This window comes from Dorea sp. YH-dor226 (genome assembly GCF_039832105.1).
Classification (GTDB): domain Bacteria; phylum Bacillota; class Clostridia; order Lachnospirales; family Lachnospiraceae; genus Dorea_A.
Genome location: NZ_JBDOHS010000007.1, coordinates 128,861 through 148,445 on the forward strand (window position 1 = coordinate 128,861; position 19,585 = coordinate 148,445).

The following is a 19,585-nucleotide window of genomic DNA, read 5'->3' on the forward strand; positions in this document are numbered from 1 at the left end:
GTAATTGATTATTTCAACCGCCAATGCTAAACTGATACATCAGAAAGGGGCGGTATCGATTATGTTTCATTCGACAGACTATGACAAATTACAACAGATAATGCAGGAAAGTCCGGAAAAATCAGAGTTGCTTTCAAGACTTCTTGAGTCTCACCGCATGGATATCAGTACCATCAGTCACGAAATTCGCAACCCTCTGACTCTCGTTTACAGTACCTTACAACTCATTGAATCACAGCATCCGGAAGTTCTTTCTTTTGACCACTGGTCTGAGCTTCATCAGGATATAGAATATATGACACAGCTTCTGGAAGAACTGTCTTCCTACAACAATGGGGAGCGCCTGAATACCCGTCTGACGGATATGAATACTTACCTGAAGGTTTTATCTTTGTCTTTCGCTTCATCCATCATAGATACGGATATAGAGTTCTCCTCTGAAATCAGACCCGATCTGCCTTCCATGCTCATTGATCCGGTCAAGCTGAAGCAGGCACTTCTGAATCTGTTAAGAAACGCACGCGATGCAGTTCTTAACAGCGACGCCTCCTCTCGTCCATCCATCCGTCTCACTGCATGCACGGAGAAAATGGTTCTTAAAATCACGATTTCGGATACCGGATGCGGAATCCCCGCCGATGAGATATCTTCCATCTTCGAACCGTTTATCACACACAAACCAGACGGCACCGGACTTGGGCTTCCAATCACAAGGCGTGTGATCCAGGCTCATGGTGGTTCTGTCAAAGTCTCATCAGTACCCGGAGACGGAACGGAATTTACGATTCTTCTTCCTGTACAGGAGAACACTCAATAAAAAGCCCGCAATCAGTCCTCCTATGTGCGCCATATTATCCACTCCGCCGCTGCTGTATCCGTAATACAGACTCAGGATAATCATAAAGACAAGTCCTTTTCCCGATATATCTCCGATACGTCCTCTGTTACGGATCGCTACATACAATAAAGCCCCTATCACTCCGAAGATCGCGCCCGAAGCTCCGGCGGAAACAGCATAATCACCCACACGAATATCCCAGTATGCAGACAGAAGATTTCCGCCCAAACCACTGAATAGATACAGGATCACAAATTTCAGCTGTCCGATCTCATATTCAAGATTCCATCCGATTGCTGCCAGTATGACCATGTTATTCAAAAGATGATCAAATCCAAAATGAAGGAACATACTGGTAAATATCCGGTAATATTCTCCCTTTTCAATCATATACGGAACATACATCGCTCCGTGTTCCAGAAGAAACATTCCGTCCTCTGTCATTCCTCTGAATGACAGAAACAAAAACACGATAACATTCACTGCTATTAATGCAACCGTACAGGGAGCTTTGATTTTATTTTTTTTCATGAATAATGCCTTTTACCCTTCAAAGATATGTTTACACTGGCTTTAGTATAGCATACCTGCCGGGATTTCTCCATGGGCTTTCTGACATTTCAGGGAGTCTCCTGACATTTCGGGGCTTCTCTCTACAGATCCTCTTCTTCGATATGCAGTCCGTCCCAGTCACCCCATTTCTGTTTCTTATGCCGTCCGAGGAAACGCTTTACCGGTGTCCACATATTTTCCGTCTCTCTCATAATGTTGCTCCCAAGTTCCTGTTCTGTAATCCAGTCATGTTCTTCCGAATCATACTCCACATTCTTACTGCCTTCTCTTACTTCTTTTTCTGATCTCTTCTCTTTTTTCTCATTTACTTCTGTTTCCTGCATGCATTCTGCCATCAGCTTTTCCAGACTGTAGTTTTCTTCCATAGTTTCTTTATGCAGCAAAAACATCAGCCGGACACATTCCTGTTCCTGATAATCTCCCTGTTTTACAAAATATTCCGTCAACAGATGAAATTCTTCCCATACATCCTGTCTGGCGGGCGGGTAATAACAAAAATAAAATCTCCCTTCTTCATAAAATATATACTCAGGCTTCAATAAAATACAGTGAATGTTCAGAAGATATTCTTCTGTGACTTTCAAAACTGCTTTAAACTGCATCAAAAACGTCCTGATATCTTCACTGTTAATTTTACTTCTTTCATACATGGCTTTCATAGATATCTTTCCACTGACATCATAGTCGTAACAGCTTTTTCCATTGATTCCCCTTCCCTCCACTCTCAGAATCCCTTCAAGAGTATTCGCTTTCATCATCTTCATCTGATAATCTTCCTTATATAACACAGGTTCTTCAATCGTGATTTTTCGTTCCATTTTTATTCTTCCACCTTCTGATATCTCGAATATATGTCTCTGGTTCCGTCACCGATGCATACTTTACAGTCGACATCTGTATCCGGTTCCACGAGGCTCTGCCCTCTACTTTGATTTCTTTCTCTCCGACCCCGATCTTCGCACGTACTCCGGGGAAAAGTATACACTTGCCCTGCAGACGTTGCTCAAACAGTTCCTGCAGTTCCTCAGCGGTAACCCCTTCCCGTTCTCTCGCTTTTGTACTTCCTACCACAGCCGTCTCATAAGCCACCCCTGATATGATGTTTTTATCATGATAGTAGAAAACCGCCAGAATACAGGATAGAATCAAAAATAAGATCATCGGCATCAAAAAAGACATTTCCACCGTGATACTTCCATTGCACAATTTATTTTTCACAGTCTATCCTCCTTTGCATAACAGGCAGATTACATATCCCGCAGTCAAAAACGGACAAAAGGGCAATGTCTGTTTTCTGGAAAATCTCTTTCCTGCCAGGCAGATCATTCCCGCCACGGCAAGAAGGAAAAATGCTCCCGCAAGTACCTCCAGGAGTTTCCATATTCCCAGATAGATTCCCAGCACCATTATTACTATACCATCCCCGTATCCAATCTTTTCTCCGGTGAGCCATCCGACCACGAGAAAGCATACGCCTATTCCCGCTCCCGCTGCCGTCTCCCTTATGTCTTCCGTTCCCCACATCAACTGATAGATGAACGCCATACATCCTCCCACCGTCAGAATCACCAGCGGAATCTTTCGCTTTCTGACATCCTCCACGGACAGATAGACCAGAATTCCCGTACAGATTGCATGACTGATCTCTTCCATTCTTATTCCTTTCTATAAATCAGACCTTCCTGATTATACTTTTATATCTTCATTAATAACCACATTTTGAACAGGCTCCTTTTCCAACAGCCTCTGATAACGGAATTGCATAGACTGTACGCTTCAGTCCACTGCATGACAGCGATGTATGATAGCGATCTCCATAATCCGTTATATATACCACGCCTCTGTCTGAATCCACACATTGTTCACAGGGATGATATTTTCCTCCACTTTCATTACGAAGCTTCTCCACTTTCTCCTTTGTTGTCATATGAATGGACAAATCCAGATGGGAACAATGATAATCCCGGTGATATACGATACCCGTTTCCGTCACATATACCATCTCATCATCGGATCCTCCAAATTCATCTCTTTCATATCCTGTCCAGGCTTTGATCCTCATGCTTTCTTTACAGGTAATCGGTGCGATCCCGAACATCGGGATCGGAATTCTGACTTGATAAACAGCCTCCAGTTCGGCAATTCCTGTTTGAATCGACATTCTGGAGCTGTCACACTGAATCCCCGTACTTCCATCAACAACAATACTTCTCTCCAGCCTGTCCGGACCGATCGCATAGATTACATCATTTTCAATTCTGGAGGGCAACAACACCTGCGCTACATAAGCTTCTTCTGCCAGTTTCTTTCCCGCATACTGCAGACCACAACGAACTGCAGTATGAATTGCCATCATTTCCATCAGATATAGCAAGCTTACAACCGCAAGAAAGAAAACAGGTACCGCTATAGCGGCTTCCACCGTGATACTGCCTTTTACGGAAGAGACAAAGGAAGATGTCCTCCCGGACTTTGTATCATAGATAGGTTGTGAGGGGAGTATCTTTCTATTCATAATGCGAATCCTTCTCCTTTCGTCAGATTTTCATGTAGTCTGGGATTAATTTCGATATCCGGAAGGACATCTTCCTTTGCCTCTTTATAAACTATTGATATCCATAATAAGTTTTGTAATCGTAACTGATATTTCTTCGTAATGTACACTCTGTGTGAATTTCCATCCTGCTGATACAATAATCTGCATGAAAATATGGTTGTCCGTATCGCATCCTCAGATTTTGCTCGATGATTCCCAAGGTGCGGATCGCCGCCGTTTCTTTCTTTTCCAGAAATAGCAGTACTCGCAGATATTCCTTGTAATCCATTCCCTCTCCATAATCCATTCCTTCACTTGTATCCTCTTCTGTCCCCAGTGTCAGAAAAGCCTGCCAGGACAACTGCCAGCTCTCTTCAGATTTGATAAACGGAACCTTTTTTCCCGCCAGTAAAGAACGCATATCCATAATCGTCTCTCCGTATGCCCATGCCAGAAGAATTGCCTGTACTGCCGCCTCTGTAATTGCCGGTACGGCCAGCAGCACACACAGGGCTGCTGCCGTCGCTTCTGCCTCCGCTTTCTTCACAGAATCCGTCTGTATATACGCATAGTTCGGAACGAATCTTAAAATCATAAGTTTTTTAATTACCGTTTCCAGATTGTCTTTGTCGCTTTCCTTCCCTGCAATAATATATTCCAGTTCATAGTCCAATGGCCCCTCATGATCTTGTCCTGTGAACGCTGAGAAATGCTTTAGAAGATACTCTCCGAACAACAGCTTTCCAAGCTGCCCATTTTCTCCCTCCACATCCGCAAAAGTACCATACCCGCTTTGCTTCTCCCGGTCAGGAAGCATCTCCTCCTGTTCAGTCCGTTTTTGCGACACTTCCTGTCCTTCCGTAAGAACCAGTTCCAGCAGCGGAGAATTTTTCAGATGGCTTGTATGCTCCAGCGGATTATTTTCCTGCGGAAGCTCCATTTCCTGCTCTTCCAGAAGTTCTTCTATCCGGTTCTGGTTATCTGTTTCCTCCTTTGAATATTCCTGCGACTGCTTCTCCTGTTCTTTCCAAAGCGAAGACATTCCCAGCATTTTTTCAACCTTCTGTATCCCATATCGATGTTTTATATATTGCACTGCCTGATTATAAAAAGTCTGACATCCCTGATCCGTCAGCATCTGTATTCTTTCAATCTGATGTTCCATATGATCTGCCCCATAGTAAGCCAGCCTGTTTACAATATTTTGTTCCGAATACTGTCCGGTTTCATAGCTTCCTTCCAGTGCAAAGATATCGTATTCTTCCAGAAGTTCTTTCTGATATTCTGCAAATACACATTCCAGAGCTCGGTTCGTATCTGCCCGGCGATAATTTTTTGCCATCTGTAAAGATGCACTCTCTATCATTGCCATAACAAACGACAATAAAAGAAGAAATATCAGACTCAGATACACAGTCACTTCTCCACTTATCAAATGCCCGCACTTTCGCTGGTTATTTTCTCGAAGATTGTTTCTACCAGGCTCGTAAGCTGGGACTTGAATATAATGACCAGTCCGATCAGTACCACCAGTATCAGGATGACTTCCACAACTCCAATCCCCCGCTTTTCTCTCAATACCTGCATCATATAACGTATTCTCCACATATTCATTCTCCTTTCTTGATTCCTTTTTATATCTGCATGGATAAAAATGCCGGCACAACCACAATGATCAATACTTCTGCAAGCATCAGGAACATCGGGATCAAAAGCCTGGTACCTGCTTCTTCACCCATACGTTTTGCTCTTGCCTTGCGGTCTTCGAAAGCCTGCACAGATTCCATCTTAAGAAGATCCCCCAGACCTTTCGTTCCTTTTCTGAGATTTTGTGACAAGAGTGCTCCCAGACGAATATAAGCCTGTACATTGCACCGTCTGCCAAAGTTTTCATAACTTTCTGCTTCCGCAACTCCACTTTCCATCTCATAACAGGTCTGTTTCATCTCTTCATATGCGTAGCGTATCCCGGCTGTATTTTTCCTGTTCACATATTCCTCCACAATCTTTTTCCATGCGCGTTTTACGGTCATTCCTGCTCCGAGGAACAGGGTAATCTTATTGACAATATCCGGATAATCCTGCATCATCTGTCTCTTTCGTTCGTCCTCTGCCTTTTTCAGTTCCTGCTGTCTCAGGGCCTTCAGCAATAATCCGGATATGATTCCCATGATGATCAATATGAATCCCCGACTGTCCATCTTATGATAATAAGACACTGCTTCTCCCTGAATGGTATCCGGAAGTTTCCAGACACGTTCCGTTCGGTCCAGTTGCTCGTCCTTTTGGAGTGTTTCTTTGATGAACTGTTTTTTTGCCTCCATAGCCGTCATTGTCTGTGGACAGATCCGGACAGCACACTGATACATGGCCTGCTGCGTCTCATCTTCCGTATATGTCAGGACTGCACTGAGATTCACCACTTCCCCCTCTTCGTCTATTTCTTTTTCCTGGATCTCTCCCCGGACATTCATTACATCGTATCGATCCAGTTTCCATGATACCTCCACCGGAGTATCCGGGATCTGTGTTATAAGATTCATATCTGTTTCCACTCTGTCCAGGCTCTCATTATCTCCAAGAATCCATTGATCCATTTTCCTGATAATACTCTGAAACAACTCCTGAATCTCTTGTTCCGAATACATTCTTTCCGTAACCTGCACCTCTACGGATGTCCTTTTTGAATCTCCTTTTTTTACATCCAGTTCTTCTGTTCGGGTTCCCTTCCCGTAATCGTTTCGTGCGATCTTTCCATCTGTTTTCACAAGAGAATTCACACAATCCCCAAGAAAAAGAAGGCTTCCCGCCACCACCAGCACAACAGATATATATTTCCAGTATTTTATTCTTTCATTTTTCAGATTTCTATCTTTATCATCTTTACGCCCAGATAATATGCGCCTGTGTAGATTGCAAGACACCCTGTCATCACCCCGATTCCTGCCGCATTGCCATACAGACTCTTCATAAACTCCGGGAAACTGACCGACATATACCCAATAATGATATATGGGATGACAGACATCACCCGAAATTCATATCTCTTCGCCGCCAGAATCGTGTCAATTTCTCTTTTTACGTCTATTTTGTCACTGATCTGTCGTACTGTATCCCGTATAATGCCAATCATATCTCCACCGCTTCTCTTTGCCATGCCAAATACTTCCGCAAAGCTTTGGACCTCTTCTGTCTGTGTACATTCCGCAAATTCTTTTAACGCCTGTTCTATCGGCACATGTATTTTCAGCTTTCTTACAATTATCAGTAATTCTCTGGAAATTCTTGCTTCCGGTGGATAGATGATAAGAAGTTCCTTCTGAGTCTCATAAAAAGCATTCTCCACAGAGTATCCGCTGTTCAAAGATGCAGAAAGCGTCTGAATCGCCTCCTTGAACTGCAATTGAAACTCAGCCTCCTTTTTTTCTTCCAGTTCCTTTTGAAACATCCGGTACATCCGGCAGCCGGCAGGAATGAACAGCACGGTCACCAGGAAAGTGCCATAATACATCCACGCTGTTATCAATAGAATTCCAACGGTCTTCAAAACTGCACCAAACCGGTCACGGCGTGTGATATCCTGCTGCCAGCAGCTTCTTTCTGTGTGTAAGTTCATGAATTTTTTTCCAGCCACCCGACTTTCTTCCCCCTGCCTGCTCTTCTTCATACCTATATAACGTCTGCAACAGAATCTCGCCTCTGTCATACCCCAGCACCTCTGTTACCTCAAGTACCTTACGGCTCTTATCTCTCATCCTTCCCAGGTGCACAATAATATCTATCCCCGAAGCGATCTGCCGCTGAATCGCAGGAAGCGGAAGTTCCATGCCCATCAGAACCATCGTCTCCAGACGGCTTAACATATCTCTTGGACTGTTGGCATGTCCGGTACTCAGACTTCCGTCATGACCGGTGTTCAATGCCTGAAGCATGTCAATCGCTTCAGCTGACCGTACCTCTCCGACAATGATTCGATCCGGGCGCATTCGAAGCGCCGATTTTATCAGATCCCGGATCGTAATTGCACCCGTTCCTTCTATATTGGCATTTCGTGCCTCCAGCCTGACCAGATTCGGTACATTCTGAATCTTCAGTTCTGCATTGTCTTCAATTGTAATAATTCTTTCTTCTCCTGGAATATACTGCGATAACGCATTGAGAAATGTGGTTTTTCCGGATCCGGTTCCGCCACTTATGAATATATTGTATCCCGTCTCAACAAGAACAGCGAGAAACTCGGATACTTCTTCACTGACAGAATTCCATTCTATCAGCTGCCGCATGGTAAGAACATCTTTTCCAAACTTACGGATCGTCACGATCGGTCCGTCCAGCGCCACCGGCGCAAGCACAACATTGACTCTTGAACCGTCCGGAAGTCTTGCATCCACAATCGGCGAGACCTCATTAACCAGTCGATTTGCTCCTGCCACAATCTGCTGGATGACATCCTCCAACTTTTCCCGTGAAAGGAACCTCTTCTCCGACTGAAAGATTCTCCCTTCTTTTTCATAGAAGATATTCTGCGTTCCGTTGATCATTATTTCAGTAATCTCTTCATTTTCCAGAAACTCCTGCAGCAGATCCAGCTTTCGAAACGCGTTAAACAATTCCTTTCCAAGCAGCGTTTTTCTCTCAAGCGTCAGATGTTCCTCCCGGGAAACCTCCTGCAGGACTCCATAGATCAGCTCCGTCAATTCTTCATCTTCAATTTCTCTGGTCATATCCAGCTTCTGCAGGATCCTCGCATGCAATTGTTCCGCCTGTATCATGCTCCCACCTCCTTACTGTAATCTTTCTGCTTATATCGTCATACCCCAGAAGATGCAACTCTTCCTGAAACTGAAACATCTTCGCTCTGCCAATCTCATCTGTCACTTCCGGCACATAGATTTCCGTACATAACCGCAGAATGCTGTATACGCCCCGAATCCCCTCGTCTATATCCAGAATCAGAATGTCATAAAGGCTATACGCGGCAATCTGCTCCAGAAGACAGATCCAGTCTTCCGGTTCCACTGCCTTTATATCTTCTGATATTCTTACCGGAAGCAGATAATCCAAAGAGCCAAGATGCCTGACCATCCCTGTCAGCACTGCTCCAAAATTCTTGCGTTCCTGTCTGGAATAGTAAAGCGCATCAGCAAGTGTTTGTCCCGTTTCCGGGAAATACCCTCCGATTCCGCCATATAATTCCAGATTCAGATATAACACATTCTGCGACACCGACAGCCTTTTTCCAAGTTCCAGTGCATAGCTTGTCTTTCCGCATCGATGGATCGGCGAAAATATTCCGATCGTTTTCATACTTTTTTTACGGACCGTCTCCAGGAAAAGACTTTCTGCAACCGACATCTTACTACATTTCCCAATCAGTTCTCTCATAATTGTTTCTCCCGACTGATACTTATAGACTGCAGACTCATTTTCATCTGTCTCTTCTTTCCTGTAATCAGTTAAAATCACCGTATTTACCGATCTGATTCTGCCTCTGTCTTCTTTCGGACATTTGCTGCTTATCAGCAGAATATCAATCGGACAGTTTTTCTGAAGTTCTAACACCTGCGCAGTATCATTACACATCTGCACGCTCAGTGCCAGTCCCTTTTTTCTTGCCAGAAAATCAGCAAGCGCAGCCGCATATTCCTCTTCCTGATCACAAATCACCAGGCATCCACTGCTCACATAATATTCCTCCTTGTCTCTTTTTTCTTAAAATTGAAATAACTGCCGAAACGGCATTGAAATAGAATAAATTGAAATTTTCTGAATCAGATATTCAGAACAAACAAATCAGATACAAGTTATCATCTGTAACTTGTAGGACGATTATATACCCTGTACTTTATATCTGTCTACCCCTTTTTTAAAAACCGCGAAACTTTGTGCAACTCTTACAGAATTTTGTAAAATGTAATTCCGTATAACAGTGCAACCCCTGGAATTCCCAGAGTTCCTGTTGTCAAAAGAGTAATCAGATTGAATCCTACATGTGCCGAATATCCCTGCATATCCAGCCATTCATTTGCAAAAAAGATCATGGTACACCCCACGATTACACGAATCACGAAATTAACCACCAGTGATGTCCTGCGCTCCATACCGACTCTTCCTTCCATCATATCTTTATTCCATATATATATCCACATGTGGTATTTTATTCCTGAAATCCGTCTATACTATACTACAAAGAAAACGACAGATTTATATGGAGGTAGATTATGCAATTATTCAACCGCAGAAATACTGCAGAAGAAGATATATACAAACGCCTGTCTTTTGATCCTGAAAAAGATACGCTTCTGGACGAAATTGCGCTTGCCAGACGCCAGTTAGATGATGCCTATAATAATTTCCAGAACGCCTCTGATCCTGATCTGATCGACTGTTATATCTACGAAGGAAATGCAGCATGGAAGCGATATCGTTTCCTGCTGAAACAGGCCCGGATGCTCTGACATCCCGGCCTGTTTTTTCCATTCATTATCCTATAATCGGATCGTAATCTCACGATTGGTTCGGTGATACTGGTGATAATTGACACCAGCCGCATCAAACATTCTCATAGATGCCATCACCGCAGCTGTTCCCTCGTACTTGTTGCTGTCATAGATTACTTCCTTAATTCCACTCTGAATGATCGCTTTTGCACACTCGTTACACGGAAACAGTGAAACATATAATTTTGCTCCTTCCAGACTACCTCCCCGATAGTTCAGAATTGCATTCAGTTCGCTGTGAACAGTATACACGTATTTCGTTTCCAGCGGGTCTTCCCCTTCTCTGTCCCACGGAAACACATCATCCGAGCACCCTACCGGAAGTCCATTATATCCCATGGAAAGAATCTTATTATCCTGACTCACAATACAGCAGCCAACCTGTGTATTCGGATCTTTGGAGCGCATACCTGAAAGCTTCGCTACGCCCATAAAATATTCATCCCAGCTGATGTAATCCTCTCGCTTATTTCCCATACAGTACCTCCCCAAAGCCTATTTGGTTCCAAAAATACGATCTCCTGCGTCTCCAAGGCCCGGAACAATATATTTATGATCATTCAGATGATCATCCAGTGCACCAATATAAAGGTCCACATCCGGATGTTCCTTCTGCATTCTCTCTACACCTTCCGGTGCCGCAATGATACACATAAAGCGGATACGTTTTACACCTTTCTCCTTAAGCATCTGAATCGCCGCAACGCTGGAGCCTCCGGTTGCCAGCATCGGATCTACCACGAACACTTCTCTCTCATCACAATCAGCCGGCAGTTTACAGTAATACTCGATCGGTTCAAATGTATCCGGATCTCTGTACAATCCGATATGACCTACTTTTGCAGACGGGATCATATGAATCATACCATCTACCATTCCAAGGCCCGCCCTTAAGATCGGAACAATTGCAAGCTTCTTTCCGCTCAGTTCTTTCCCTGTTGTTTCACAAATTGGCGTTTTGATCTTCACATCCTGAAGCTTGAGATCCCGTGTTGCTTCATAACACATCAGAGATGCAATCTCCCCGACGATCTCTCTGAATTCTTTTGATCCTACATCTTCTCTTCGAATGTAAGTGATCTTGTGCTGAATCAACGGATGATCCATAACCTGTACTTTTGACATCTTTTCTCCTCCTTCATTGTCTGCATATACTTTTGTATCATTTTTTTACATGCTCTGTTATATCCTGATCACATGATGTCCTGCCGCTTTTAACAGACGATTCATAATCGCACTGCCTATGCCATCTGTCGCGAAAGATTCGCTGTAGATAAAGTCAACTTTGTCGTCATCAAACTCTCTCAGGATACCATACAGATTTCCCGCAATCGTTGCCTCATCCTCTCTGGTCCCAATACATTTTACGTCACCATACAGATATCTGCCGACAGTTTCCCTGGTGCCGATGATTCCGACTTTATACCCTTCTTTCTGTTTTTCATCCGTAAGCCGGTTGATCTCACAAACCACCTGATCAATATTTCCTTCGACAATCGTAAGCTCTGCTTTCGGTGCGTAATGCCTGTACTTCATGCCCGGTGCTTTCGGAACCTTTTTACTGTCCGGTTGGATCAGTGTTCTGTCAACATCAATCTCACCGATCAGTTCTTCCAGCATCTCTTTTGTAACAGCTCCCGGACGCAGTATCATCGGCGGATCCACTGTCATATCAAGAATCGTGGATTCCACACCTATATCTACCGCACCGCCATCTACGATCATATCAATTCTTCCATCCATATCTTCTGCAACATGCTGTGCAGTCGTAGGACTCGGACGTCCGGATGTATTAGCGCTTGGTGCGGCAATATATCCACCGCCGGCATCTATGACTTCCTTTGCAACATCATGTACCGGCATTCTGACGGCCACCGTATCCAGCCCCCCGGTTGTTCCATAAGGAACGATCTCACTTTTGTCAAATATCATGGTAAGCGGGCCCGGCCAGTAATGCTGTGCTACTTTCTTCGCTTTTTCGGAAACGTTTCTGGTAATCTTTCCTAAAGCATCCATATTTGTAATGTGAATGATCAAAGGATTATCGGACGGTCTCCCTTTTGCGGCATATATCTTTCTGGCCGCATCTTCATTTAAAGCATCTGCCCCCAGACCATACACTGTCTCTGTAGGAAATGCTACCAGTCCTCCTTCTTTTAAGATGCGCCCGGCTTCTTTGATAATTTCTGTATTTAATTCATTTTTATTTACTTTCTCTATTATTGTTCTCATGTTTTTTATTATACTACACTCTAGTTTTCCAGACAAGTTATGATTCCCTCTACGATCACATCTGCAATCTGTTCCTGATAATTCTCATCAATCAGTTTTTCTGCTTCCTCATAATTGCTGAGAAATCCGCACTCTACAATGATTGTCGGCACTTCCGTACGTTTCAGAAGATAATATGTATCATTTTCCTTCGCCTCTCTTGTATTCTCCGGATCTATTTCGAGTAATGCTTTCTGCATAATCTCTGCTGCCCTCTTTCCTTTTTCTGAATGTGAATAGTAAAACACCTGCGCTCCATGCACTTTCTCATCACTATAACTGTTTTGGTGAATGCTCACTACAAGTGCCGGAGCTGTCTTATTGATTGTCTGTACCCTTGCTTTCATATCCTGTACTTTTTTATTAACATCATTATCTTCCGCTAACGTAGTATCTTTATCTCTTGTCATGACAACTTTTATATTTCTTTTTTCAATTTTTTCTTTCACTTTTTTTGCGATAATAAGATTAATATCCTTTTCTTTCGCCTGATTCACTCCTATCTTTCCAGGATCAAATCCTCCATGTCCGGCATCGATCACGATCACATCTTCCTGTTGTGTAACCTGATTACTCGAGACATACTGCTGCAGGTTCCTGCTCAATGCCGCCAGGCCTATCAATATCAAAACCAGAATTATCAGCTCTACTTTTCTGTACAAAAAAATACCTCCCGACTGTCTTATATCATACTATATGACTTCGAGAGGTATTTTATTTTAGTTTACATATTTTAATATCAGATTCCAGATATCAGCATTTTCCTGTCCAAGTGCCCATGCAGCTGTACCGGCAAGCTTATTCTCTTTCATGAGCTTAAGCTTCGGTTCAAGTGAGTTTTCATCTTCCAGCCAGATCTTATATGTTGTACCGTCTACTTCCCATGCTGCATAATTCTGACCAGCCGCATCATCCCAGGTAATCTCCGCTCCGGCCTGCTCTACCTGTGCTTTTGCGCTGTCCATTCCCATGGCCTCGCTTTCCACATTCATCGTATACTCGGCCTCGTCAGTTCCTTCCTGACTTTCCAGCTCCTCCTCGGTCTTTGGTGTTTCTTTCCATAATCTTGAGAAGAACGGAATGCCGCTGATTACTTTTTCAGCCGGAACCTCCTTTAATGTTTCCTCAATTCCTTCTTTTACAAAATCATAGGAAGACACCGGACCCGCTTCCGGAGAACCTGCAAAATACTCATCATAACCCATGATGACTACATAGTCTGCCACGATTCCCTGTTCTTTGCGGTCATACTGCATGTTATAACCCTTTGGAACATAATTATCCACAGAAAGCACCAGACCGTTCTGTCTGCACCTCACTGAAAGTTCACGAATAAACTGTATATAATGTTCTCCACATTCATCCGAAATCTTTTCAAAATCCACATTGATGCCATCTACTCCAACACGAAGTGATTCTGAGATCAGCTCATTAATCAGATTCTCTCTCTTCGATGTATAACTGAGAACCTCATAAGACTCATCATAGGAATTAATTCCACCGTCAAAATCTCTGATCGTCGCCCACACTTCAATGTTCGACTGATGTGCATAATTTACATAATCTGCTGAAGCGATCGAATTCATATTGCCATCGGTATCTGCAATATGGAACCATGTAGGCGCAATTGTCGTAAGACCCTTACTTTGTGCAATTCTCTGCAATACGTTATTATTCGCATCCTGATTGGTCACGTTGTGCCATGCCATGTTGATCGTGTAATCCTTTGTAATGTTCGTATAGACCGGTTCTTCAAACTCTCTGGTCAAATTCTTTGTTTCAACCTTTTTCAGAGCACTCTTTTTCACGTAGCCTATAAAACCATCCTTTGTACGAACCTTACTCCAGTTTTCCTCTTCTTCTACGATGGTAACTTCTTCTTTCTTCTTCAGTTCGGTTAATATCGGACTCTTTACACCGCCCTGATATCTCACCTGTGTATCTTTTTTCACCGTCGCGACTTTTGTCTCGCCCCATTCTGTCTGAATCATCACGCGATCCGGTTCACTGAACACTTCATATTCAATGTTTGTATACTGCTGGATAAAATCCAGTGCAATATAAGCTGTGCTTCCTTCTGTCTTTAAAATAATATAATCTTCACTTTTCTTTTCTCTGGACACAGAATAATCCTTACTTCCAACCTCTACAGATACTGTATCTTTCGGAAGCGTATACAGGAGAATATTTTCATTCGGATCCCAATAAAACCGACTGTTGATATAATCTCTCACCACATTATACTCAATATAAGCTTTTCCGTTGTCGATCATTCCATGTGGCTCTACCACCTGGTTATCAACGGTAATCGCCATCTGTCCTTCATTTTCTATTCCATAATATTTCTGTAAATCATACGTTTCTTTAGAAGGACTGTATCTTTTCCACAAAAATACTCCTATGATCGCTGCAGCTATTAATATCAACAGAAGAATCATCTTAAGCATAAGATTTCTCTTTCTTCTTCTCCTGGACTGTGCCTTGCCAGCCGGCCTTTTTCTTGATGACGGTCTTTGAGACTGTGGCCTCGAATTCTGAGACCGCCTTCTCTGCGTCCCTGTCGATCTTTCTGAACTTCTTCTTGAGGATTCTCCGGTTCTTCTCTCCTGTCCCGATACGTTTCTTGAACCCGTCAATGTGTTCTTCATTCCCGCAGATGTACCTCTTACATTTGCAGATGCACCTGTTGGTCTCGATGATGCATTCCCTGATCTTGGTGTTGTACTTCTCGTTCCTCCGGTGCGGCGTTCAGACGTTCCTGTTCTGATCGTACCGGCCTTCTGATCTATATATTCTTTTCCAGCATTTCGACGTGTCCTGGTCTCATCTCCACCGGTTCTAGGCATACCGGCACGACTTCCTGCAGACTCGGTTTCCGTGGTTTGCTGTACTTTCTGTCCTGCCTCGTTTGGTCGTTTGATGCTTCCTGTACGGTCCAAAGTTGTGCGGCTTCTTTTTTCTTTATCTTCCATGCTGCACCTCCTACAGATTTCATTATATCAAACCAGTCGACACACGTCATTATTTATTTCGACATTTTATTGTATTTTGCGGGATATTTGCAAATCTTATTCAATTATTATATTATTTTTCAATACGTTGGAAACGCAGTTCTTTGATGTCACCTTCCTCGTCCAGTACATACTCTCGCATATATTCATTGTGCTCACGCATCATGTGGGCCTGTACAATCTGCATGGGGCTTGCCGGTGCTCCATTAATCTTCAGTTCTACATTCCTTTTTTCATACCCTGTAAGTTCCTGGAACATCTGCTGCAGATTTTTATCATTTTGCATGCTTCATCCTCCTTATCCACCGGATGATAACTACGGCTGTATCTGCATATAATACCAATAAAGGAGATGCATGTGATACATAAATCTGGCTTATATGCTTCAGCTTACATTATAAATAGAAGATAGTTCCGGCATTATACATATGTTAGTGTTAGTGTGAATTATTTTGCCAGAAATGGCGAAATCTGATTTGTTTGATAGATTCATTCCGTTTTGATAACAGAATTGAAATATTTAATAATATTTAAGAAATTCTCCCTCCTTTGTTCTAAGAACGTAGCTATCAGGGAAAACTATCTTCTAGTATTGTAATTATATCTGATATAATAGACTAGTGCAAGCACTTTTTATACTTATTTTATTTAACATCTTACATTTTCTATGATATACTATTTTAGAAGGAAGTGATGAATATGAAGATTGAAAAACTAAGTGACAATCAGATTCGCTGCACTTTAACACGTGCGGATCTGGCAGACCGGCAGCTTCAGTTAAGCGAGCTGGCATACGGAACCGAAAAAGCCAAATCACTTTTCCGCGATATGATGCAACAGGCAGCCTTCGAATTTGGATTTGAAGCAGAAGACATACCTCTTATGATAGAAGCAATTCCTTCATCCGATTCTATTGTGCTGATAATTACTAAAGTCGAGGACCCTGAGGAACTCGATACCCGCTTTTCAAAATTCGCACCGTCTTCTCCTGGTGAACGGGATTCACGCAAAAAGGATTCTCCCGGCAAACTTAACGGAGCAGACAGTCTGCTGGAACTGCTTGATAAAGTAAAGGAAAAATTTGATGCAGCACCTGCCGGCGCGGCAGAGACGAAAAAAGAAGAAGAAAAGGCTCCCCGGGAAGTGGTACGCCTGTTCTCTTTCACAATTATGGATAATGTACTGAAAGCAGCGCATTTGCTTGCTCCGATGTACACCGGTTCCAACACACTATACAAAGACCACCAGGAAGACATGTATCTTCTTGCACTTGCTCAGTCAGAGCATACCTCCGCAGAATTTAATCGCATCTGCAATATGCTTTCTGAGTATGGTACTCCGGAACATGCTTCCGGCGCGATGCTGGCATTTCTTGAAGAACATTGCGAAACTCTGATTTCTTCAGATGCTGTTCAAAAACTCGCAACGGTATAATCTACGATGAAAAAAAGATGCTTTTGGATAAATTCCAAGAGCATCTTTTTCATTTCATACTTTGTCATCTGCAAAGTTCACGCTATATGATCACTTGCTATTCCTGACTTGCCTGCAGTGTTGCATTCAGCTTTGCAATCAAAAGATCCGGATCAATTCCGTGTCCCATTGCACCCTCTTCGATAGATTCCATCTGTGAATGCGGGCAGCCGATACATCCCATACCAGCTTCAATCAAAACATCAACAATCTTCGGACATGTATCATAATACTTTGAAAGCAATTCACCAAAAGTCATATCTTTCGTAATCTGTGCCATCTTATCGCCTCCTTTTCTCTTCAATATTCTCATTATAATGTCTTTTTCCCATTGTGTAAACATTTTCCGCAAAATTCTTCCTAATATTTGACTACTCAAATGTCAATATCTATTTCGTTTTTTTTCGACAAAAATCAATTTTTATAACAACTCCACAAAACGTTCGTTCTTTTTTTTATCTGGAATAATCCCCCAATTTCATTCCGATTTATGTGGATAATGTGGATAATTTTTGAAAAACATCATTTTTTCCACCTTTTTCGGCTATTTCAATGTGGATAACTTGGATAAATACATTTTAAACTTTTTTACAAAATTTTACATTTTTGTCTATTTTGTACATTTACTTTACAAAGTTTTTAAAAAGCACTAAAAAGGGACAGGGGATATTTAATTTGGGACGGAGGATTTTTAAAAATCCTCCGTCCCAAATTAAATAATTCTTCTTATTGTTATTATATTTGCATATGTCGCCGGTAATATACCAATCCCTTTTGCACTGTTGATTGCATTCACAATCTGTCCATTACCCATATAGATCCCCACATGTCCGTTATATAGTATGATATCTCCCGGTATGGCTTCTTCATAGCTTACCGGCGTTCCTACGTTTTCCATATCCCAGGTGGTTCTTGGCAATGAAACCCCAAAATGTGCAAATACAGATTGAACAAATCCGGAACAATCCGCTCCATTCGTCAGGCTTGTCCCTCCCCATACATAGGGGTTTCCGATAAACTGGCATGCGTAATCAACAATTGCCTGTCCTTTTTCCGCCTTCGCAGCGGCTTCTTCTCTCGCTCTTTCTGCCGCTTCTTCTGCTTCTTTTCGCAGTCTCGCCTCTTCTTCTTCTCTGGATTCCGCGTATTGGAACGCTTCTTTTGCATCCTGAACTCCGGAACTCTGCATAATCTCCTGTGCTTTTTGTTCTGCATCCATTCCTATGGTAATGTATTCAGAATACACATATCCTGTAACGGATCCGGACTCTATTTGTGTCCACTCCCCTACCGGTCCGATGATCCTTGCTGCGTAATCAGGATATAATTTTCCTATCCATTCGCTGTCCGTTGACGGCGCGCTTCTTATATAAAGAAACGACTGCACGTCAGCGAACGCCATATCTAAATACTCACCCTTCTCTGTCGGCACCAGATAATCTTCTATGGTTATGTCTTTATCAGACAGATAACATTCACCCAGTACCTCCTCAATTCCGACCTGTGGCAACATGTTATCATTTTCAGCATCTGATGCATGTACCGTGGCCGGCAATGTTATCATAGCTCCCGTAAAAGTAACCAGGAACAATCCTTTTTTAAGACCAGAATCCATAAACTCCCTCCTTTATGTTTTCTTATCTTTTGTAAATGTTACAGAATTGTTACATATGTTACGATGTAATTATACCATGTGAAATCGCTTTGTCAAGCCATTTTACAATGTTTATATCTCCACACTCTACGTAGTTTCCCGAAAATTCTACTTTTTATAACGATATAATTATTACAAATTGTTACATTTTGTTTTTTTACGTTGACAAAAATTTAAATCCATCTTATACTGATTATAATAATAATTATTATTATTGAAATGAGGATTAAAATGGCAACTTTAAAATACAGCAGGCAGAGAGCTTCTATCAAAGAATATTTGTCAAATACTATGGAACACCCAACTGCTGATACCGTATATCTCCATGTAAGAGAAGAATTTCCCAATATTAGCCTTGGGACGGTTTACCGCAATCTGAATCTGCTGGCAGATATCGGAGAAGTCGTCAAGATCTCCACTCCGAACGGAGGCGACCGGTTCGACGGAAGAAGGGATCCTCACTACCATGTTGTATGCAATTGTTGTGGCAATGTATATGATCTGAAGATGAGCGAAGAACACATTCACCAGATTAATAAACTTGCAAATGAATGTTTCAACGGAACTATTGATTCACACACTACTTTATTTTATGGTATTTGTGCTGATTGCGCTGAGAAAGAAGAAAAAAAGCTGAAATAATAATTGACAAAACATATCAGTTGTGGTAATTTAATATCAGTAACAATTACTAATATTAAAATTAATAAAATTTAAATAAGAAAAGGA

Annotated in this window: 24 protein-coding genes; 4 read left to right on the forward strand and 20 right to left on the reverse strand. The window is 42.3% G+C overall.

Annotated features, from left to right (window positions below; all coding sequences use genetic code 11):
• The first annotated feature begins 61 nt into the window (after positions 1–61).
• Complete coding sequence (locus ABE547_RS08005; RefSeq protein ID WP_347378287.1) at positions 62–817, forward strand: HAMP domain-containing sensor histidine kinase; 756 nt, start codon at positions 62–64, stop codon at positions 815–817.
• Here the strand turns inward: ABE547_RS08005 and ABE547_RS08010 are convergent.
• The 12 genes from ABE547_RS08010 to ABE547_RS08065 all read right to left on the reverse strand — a co-directional run bounded on the left by ABE547_RS08010 (position 755) and on the right by ABE547_RS08065 (position 10,069).
• The gene (locus tag ABE547_RS08010; RefSeq protein ID WP_347378288.1) at positions 755–1,369 is read right to left on the reverse strand and encodes a rhomboid family intramembrane serine protease; all 615 of its coding nucleotides are present in this window, start codon (positions 1,367–1,369) and stop codon (positions 755–757) included. The genes ABE547_RS08005 and ABE547_RS08010 overlap by 63 nt on opposite strands.
• A gap of 122 nt (positions 1,370–1,491) precedes the next feature.
• Positions 1,492–2,229 carry a DUF6382 domain-containing protein gene (locus tag ABE547_RS08015; protein WP_347378289.1) on the reverse strand — a complete coding sequence of 246 codons (738 nt, stop codon included), beginning with the start codon at positions 2,227–2,229 and terminating at the stop codon, positions 1,492–1,494.
• The gene (locus ABE547_RS08020) at positions 2,207–2,629 is read right to left on the reverse strand and encodes a TadE family protein (RefSeq protein ID WP_347378290.1); all 423 of its coding nucleotides are present in this window, start codon (positions 2,627–2,629) and stop codon (positions 2,207–2,209) included. Before ABE547_RS08020 ends, ABE547_RS08015 begins: the two co-directional genes overlap by 23 nt.
• A gap of 3 nt (positions 2,630–2,632) precedes the next feature.
• A complete protein-coding gene (locus tag ABE547_RS08025) occupies positions 2,633–3,064 on the reverse strand; it encodes an A24 family peptidase (protein ID WP_347378291.1) in 432 nt (143 codons plus the stop codon).
• 52 nt (positions 3,065–3,116) lie between these two features.
• Positions 3,117–3,926: a TadE family protein gene (locus tag ABE547_RS08030; protein WP_347378292.1), complete on the reverse strand. Its 810-nt coding sequence runs from the start codon at positions 3,924–3,926 to the stop codon at positions 3,117–3,119.
• A 91-nt stretch (positions 3,927–4,017) separates the two neighbouring features.
• A complete protein-coding gene (locus tag ABE547_RS08035) occupies positions 4,018–5,361 on the reverse strand; it encodes a DUF5702 domain-containing protein (protein ID WP_347378293.1) in 1,344 nt (447 codons plus the stop codon).
• Positions 5,362–5,378: 17 nt separating this feature from the next.
• Entirely contained in the window at positions 5,379–5,555 is a 177-nt protein-coding gene (locus ABE547_RS08040) for a Flp1 family type IVb pilin (protein ID WP_347378294.1), read from the reverse strand.
• A gap of 26 nt (positions 5,556–5,581) precedes the next feature.
• A complete protein-coding gene (locus ABE547_RS08045) occupies positions 5,582–6,727 on the reverse strand; it encodes a hypothetical protein (RefSeq protein WP_347378295.1) in 1,146 nt (381 codons plus the stop codon).
• A gap of 80 nt (positions 6,728–6,807) precedes the next feature.
• Entirely contained in the window at positions 6,808–7,563 is a 756-nt protein-coding gene (locus ABE547_RS08050) for a type II secretion system F family protein (RefSeq protein WP_347378296.1), read from the reverse strand.
• On the reverse strand, positions 7,511–8,719 hold the full coding sequence (locus tag ABE547_RS08055; RefSeq protein WP_347378297.1) for a CpaF family protein: 1,209 nt from the start codon (positions 8,717–8,719) through the stop codon (positions 7,511–7,513). Before ABE547_RS08055 ends, ABE547_RS08050 begins: the two co-directional genes overlap by 53 nt.
• Positions 8,655–9,632 (reverse strand): hypothetical protein, encoded by a 978-nt coding sequence (locus ABE547_RS08060; RefSeq protein ID WP_347378298.1) that lies wholly within the window; start codon positions 9,630–9,632, stop codon positions 8,655–8,657. The genes ABE547_RS08055 and ABE547_RS08060 overlap by 65 nt, the downstream gene beginning before the upstream one ends.
• A 209-nt stretch (positions 9,633–9,841) precedes the next feature.
• Positions 9,842–10,069, reverse strand: coding sequence for a pro-sigmaK processing inhibitor BofA family protein (locus tag ABE547_RS08065; protein ID WP_347378299.1), 228 nt, complete (start codon positions 10,067–10,069; stop codon positions 9,842–9,844).
• A 99-nt stretch (positions 10,070–10,168) separates the two neighbouring features.
• On the opposite strand from ABE547_RS08065, the gene ABE547_RS08070 reads away from it, so the two are divergent.
• Positions 10,169–10,405 carry a YaaL family protein gene (locus tag ABE547_RS08070; RefSeq protein WP_347378300.1) on the forward strand — a complete coding sequence of 79 codons (237 nt, stop codon included), beginning with the start codon at positions 10,169–10,171 and terminating at the stop codon, positions 10,403–10,405.
• A gap of 30 nt (positions 10,406–10,435) precedes the next feature.
• Here the strand turns inward: ABE547_RS08070 and ABE547_RS08075 are convergent, their stop codons facing one another.
• The 6 genes from ABE547_RS08075 to ABE547_RS08100 form a co-directional block, all read right to left on the reverse strand.
• The gene (locus tag ABE547_RS08075; protein ID WP_347378301.1) at positions 10,436–10,924 is read right to left on the reverse strand and encodes a dCMP deaminase family protein; all 489 of its coding nucleotides are present in this window, start codon (positions 10,922–10,924) and stop codon (positions 10,436–10,438) included.
• Positions 10,925–10,942: 18 nt separating this feature from the next.
• Entirely contained in the window at positions 10,943–11,572 is a 630-nt protein-coding gene (upp, locus tag ABE547_RS08080; RefSeq protein ID WP_347378302.1) for a uracil phosphoribosyltransferase, read from the reverse strand.
• A gap of 57 nt (positions 11,573–11,629) precedes the next feature.
• Positions 11,630–12,679 (reverse strand): L-threonylcarbamoyladenylate synthase, encoded by a 1,050-nt coding sequence (locus tag ABE547_RS08085; RefSeq protein ID WP_347378303.1) that lies wholly within the window; start codon positions 12,677–12,679, stop codon positions 11,630–11,632.
• A 20-nt stretch (positions 12,680–12,699) separates the two neighbouring features.
• The gene (locus tag ABE547_RS08090; protein WP_347378304.1) at positions 12,700–13,380 is read right to left on the reverse strand and encodes an N-acetylmuramoyl-L-alanine amidase; all 681 of its coding nucleotides are present in this window, start codon (positions 13,378–13,380) and stop codon (positions 12,700–12,702) included.
• 57 nt (positions 13,381–13,437) lie between these two features.
• Positions 13,438–15,165: a glycosyl hydrolase family 18 protein gene (locus tag ABE547_RS08095; RefSeq protein WP_347378332.1), complete on the reverse strand. Its 1,728-nt coding sequence runs from the start codon at positions 15,163–15,165 to the stop codon at positions 13,438–13,440.
• 637 nt (positions 15,166–15,802) lie between these two features.
• Complete coding sequence (locus ABE547_RS08100) at positions 15,803–16,015, reverse strand: hypothetical protein (protein WP_347378305.1); 213 nt, start codon at positions 16,013–16,015, stop codon at positions 15,803–15,805.
• A gap of 413 nt (positions 16,016–16,428) precedes the next feature.
• Between ABE547_RS08100 and ABE547_RS08105 the strand changes: the two genes are divergently transcribed.
• On the forward strand, positions 16,429–17,163 hold the full coding sequence (locus ABE547_RS08105; RefSeq protein ID WP_347378306.1) for an adaptor protein MecA: 735 nt from the start codon (positions 16,429–16,431) through the stop codon (positions 17,161–17,163).
• Positions 17,164–17,260: 97 nt separating this feature from the next.
• Here the strand turns inward: ABE547_RS08105 and ABE547_RS08110 are convergent, their stop codons facing one another.
• Both ABE547_RS08110 and ABE547_RS08115 read right to left on the reverse strand, forming a co-directional pair.
• Positions 17,261–17,482, reverse strand: coding sequence for a DUF1858 domain-containing protein (locus ABE547_RS08110; RefSeq protein WP_347378307.1), 222 nt, complete (start codon positions 17,480–17,482; stop codon positions 17,261–17,263).
• Between the two features lie 432 nt (positions 17,483–17,914).
• Positions 17,915–18,817 (reverse strand): C40 family peptidase, encoded by a 903-nt coding sequence (locus ABE547_RS08115; RefSeq protein WP_347378308.1) that lies wholly within the window; start codon positions 18,815–18,817, stop codon positions 17,915–17,917.
• Between the two features lie 270 nt (positions 18,818–19,087).
• Between ABE547_RS08115 and ABE547_RS08120 the strand changes: the two genes are divergently transcribed.
• The gene (locus ABE547_RS08120; RefSeq protein ID WP_347378309.1) at positions 19,088–19,498 is read left to right on the forward strand and encodes a transcriptional repressor; all 411 of its coding nucleotides are present in this window, start codon (positions 19,088–19,090) and stop codon (positions 19,496–19,498) included.
• Positions 19,499–19,585: the final 87 nt, after the last annotated feature.

Bases quoted from the DNA above. Each gene is read 5' to 3' on its own strand.
- ABE547_RS08005 (WP_347378287.1), top strand. From the start codon at position 62: ATGTTTCATTCGACAGACTATGACAAATTACAACAGATAATGCAGGAA.
- ABE547_RS08010 (WP_347378288.1), bottom strand. From the start codon at position 1,369: ATGAAAAAAAATAAAATCAAAGCTCCCTGTACGGTTGCATTAATAGCA.
- ABE547_RS08015 (WP_347378289.1), bottom strand. From the start codon at position 2,229: ATGGAACGAAAAATCACGATTGAAGAACCTGTGTTATATAAGGAAGAT.
- ABE547_RS08025 (WP_347378291.1), bottom strand. From the start codon at position 3,064: ATGGAAGAGATCAGTCATGCAATCTGTACGGGAATTCTGGTCTATCTG.
- ABE547_RS08030 (WP_347378292.1), bottom strand. From the start codon at position 3,926: ATGAATAGAAAGATACTCCCCTCACAACCTATCTATGATACAAAGTCC.
- ABE547_RS08040 (WP_347378294.1), bottom strand. From the start codon at position 5,555: ATGTGGAGAATACGTTATATGATGCAGGTATTGAGAGAAAAGCGGGGG.
- ABE547_RS08050 (WP_347378296.1), bottom strand. From the start codon at position 7,563: ATGAACTTACACACAGAAAGAAGCTGCTGGCAGCAGGATATCACACGC.
- ABE547_RS08055 (WP_347378297.1), bottom strand. From the start codon at position 8,719: ATGATACAGGCGGAACAATTGCATGCGAGGATCCTGCAGAAGCTGGAT.
- ABE547_RS08065 (WP_347378299.1), bottom strand. From the start codon at position 10,069: ATGATGGAAGGAAGAGTCGGTATGGAGCGCAGGACATCACTGGTGGTT.
- ABE547_RS08070 (WP_347378300.1), top strand. From the start codon at position 10,169: ATGCAATTATTCAACCGCAGAAATACTGCAGAAGAAGATATATACAAA.
- ABE547_RS08075 (WP_347378301.1), bottom strand. From the start codon at position 10,924: ATGGGAAATAAGCGAGAGGATTACATCAGCTGGGATGAATATTTTATG.
- upp (WP_347378302.1), bottom strand. From the start codon at position 11,572: ATGTCAAAAGTACAGGTTATGGATCATCCGTTGATTCAGCACAAGATC.
- ABE547_RS08085 (WP_347378303.1), bottom strand. From the start codon at position 12,679: ATGAGAACAATAATAGAGAAAGTAAATAAAAATGAATTAAATACAGAA.
- ABE547_RS08095 (WP_347378332.1), bottom strand. From the start codon at position 15,165: ATGCTTAAGATGATTCTTCTGTTGATATTAATAGCTGCAGCGATCATA.
- ABE547_RS08100 (WP_347378305.1), bottom strand. From the start codon at position 16,015: ATGCAAAATGATAAAAATCTGCAGCAGATGTTCCAGGAACTTACAGGG.
- ABE547_RS08105 (WP_347378306.1), top strand. From the start codon at position 16,429: ATGAAGATTGAAAAACTAAGTGACAATCAGATTCGCTGCACTTTAACA.
- ABE547_RS08110 (WP_347378307.1), bottom strand. From the start codon at position 17,482: ATGGCACAGATTACGAAAGATATGACTTTTGGTGAATTGCTTTCAAAG.
- ABE547_RS08115 (WP_347378308.1), bottom strand. From the start codon at position 18,817: ATGGATTCTGGTCTTAAAAAAGGATTGTTCCTGGTTACTTTTACGGGA.
- ABE547_RS08120 (WP_347378309.1), top strand. From the start codon at position 19,088: ATGGCAACTTTAAAATACAGCAGGCAGAGAGCTTCTATCAAAGAATAT.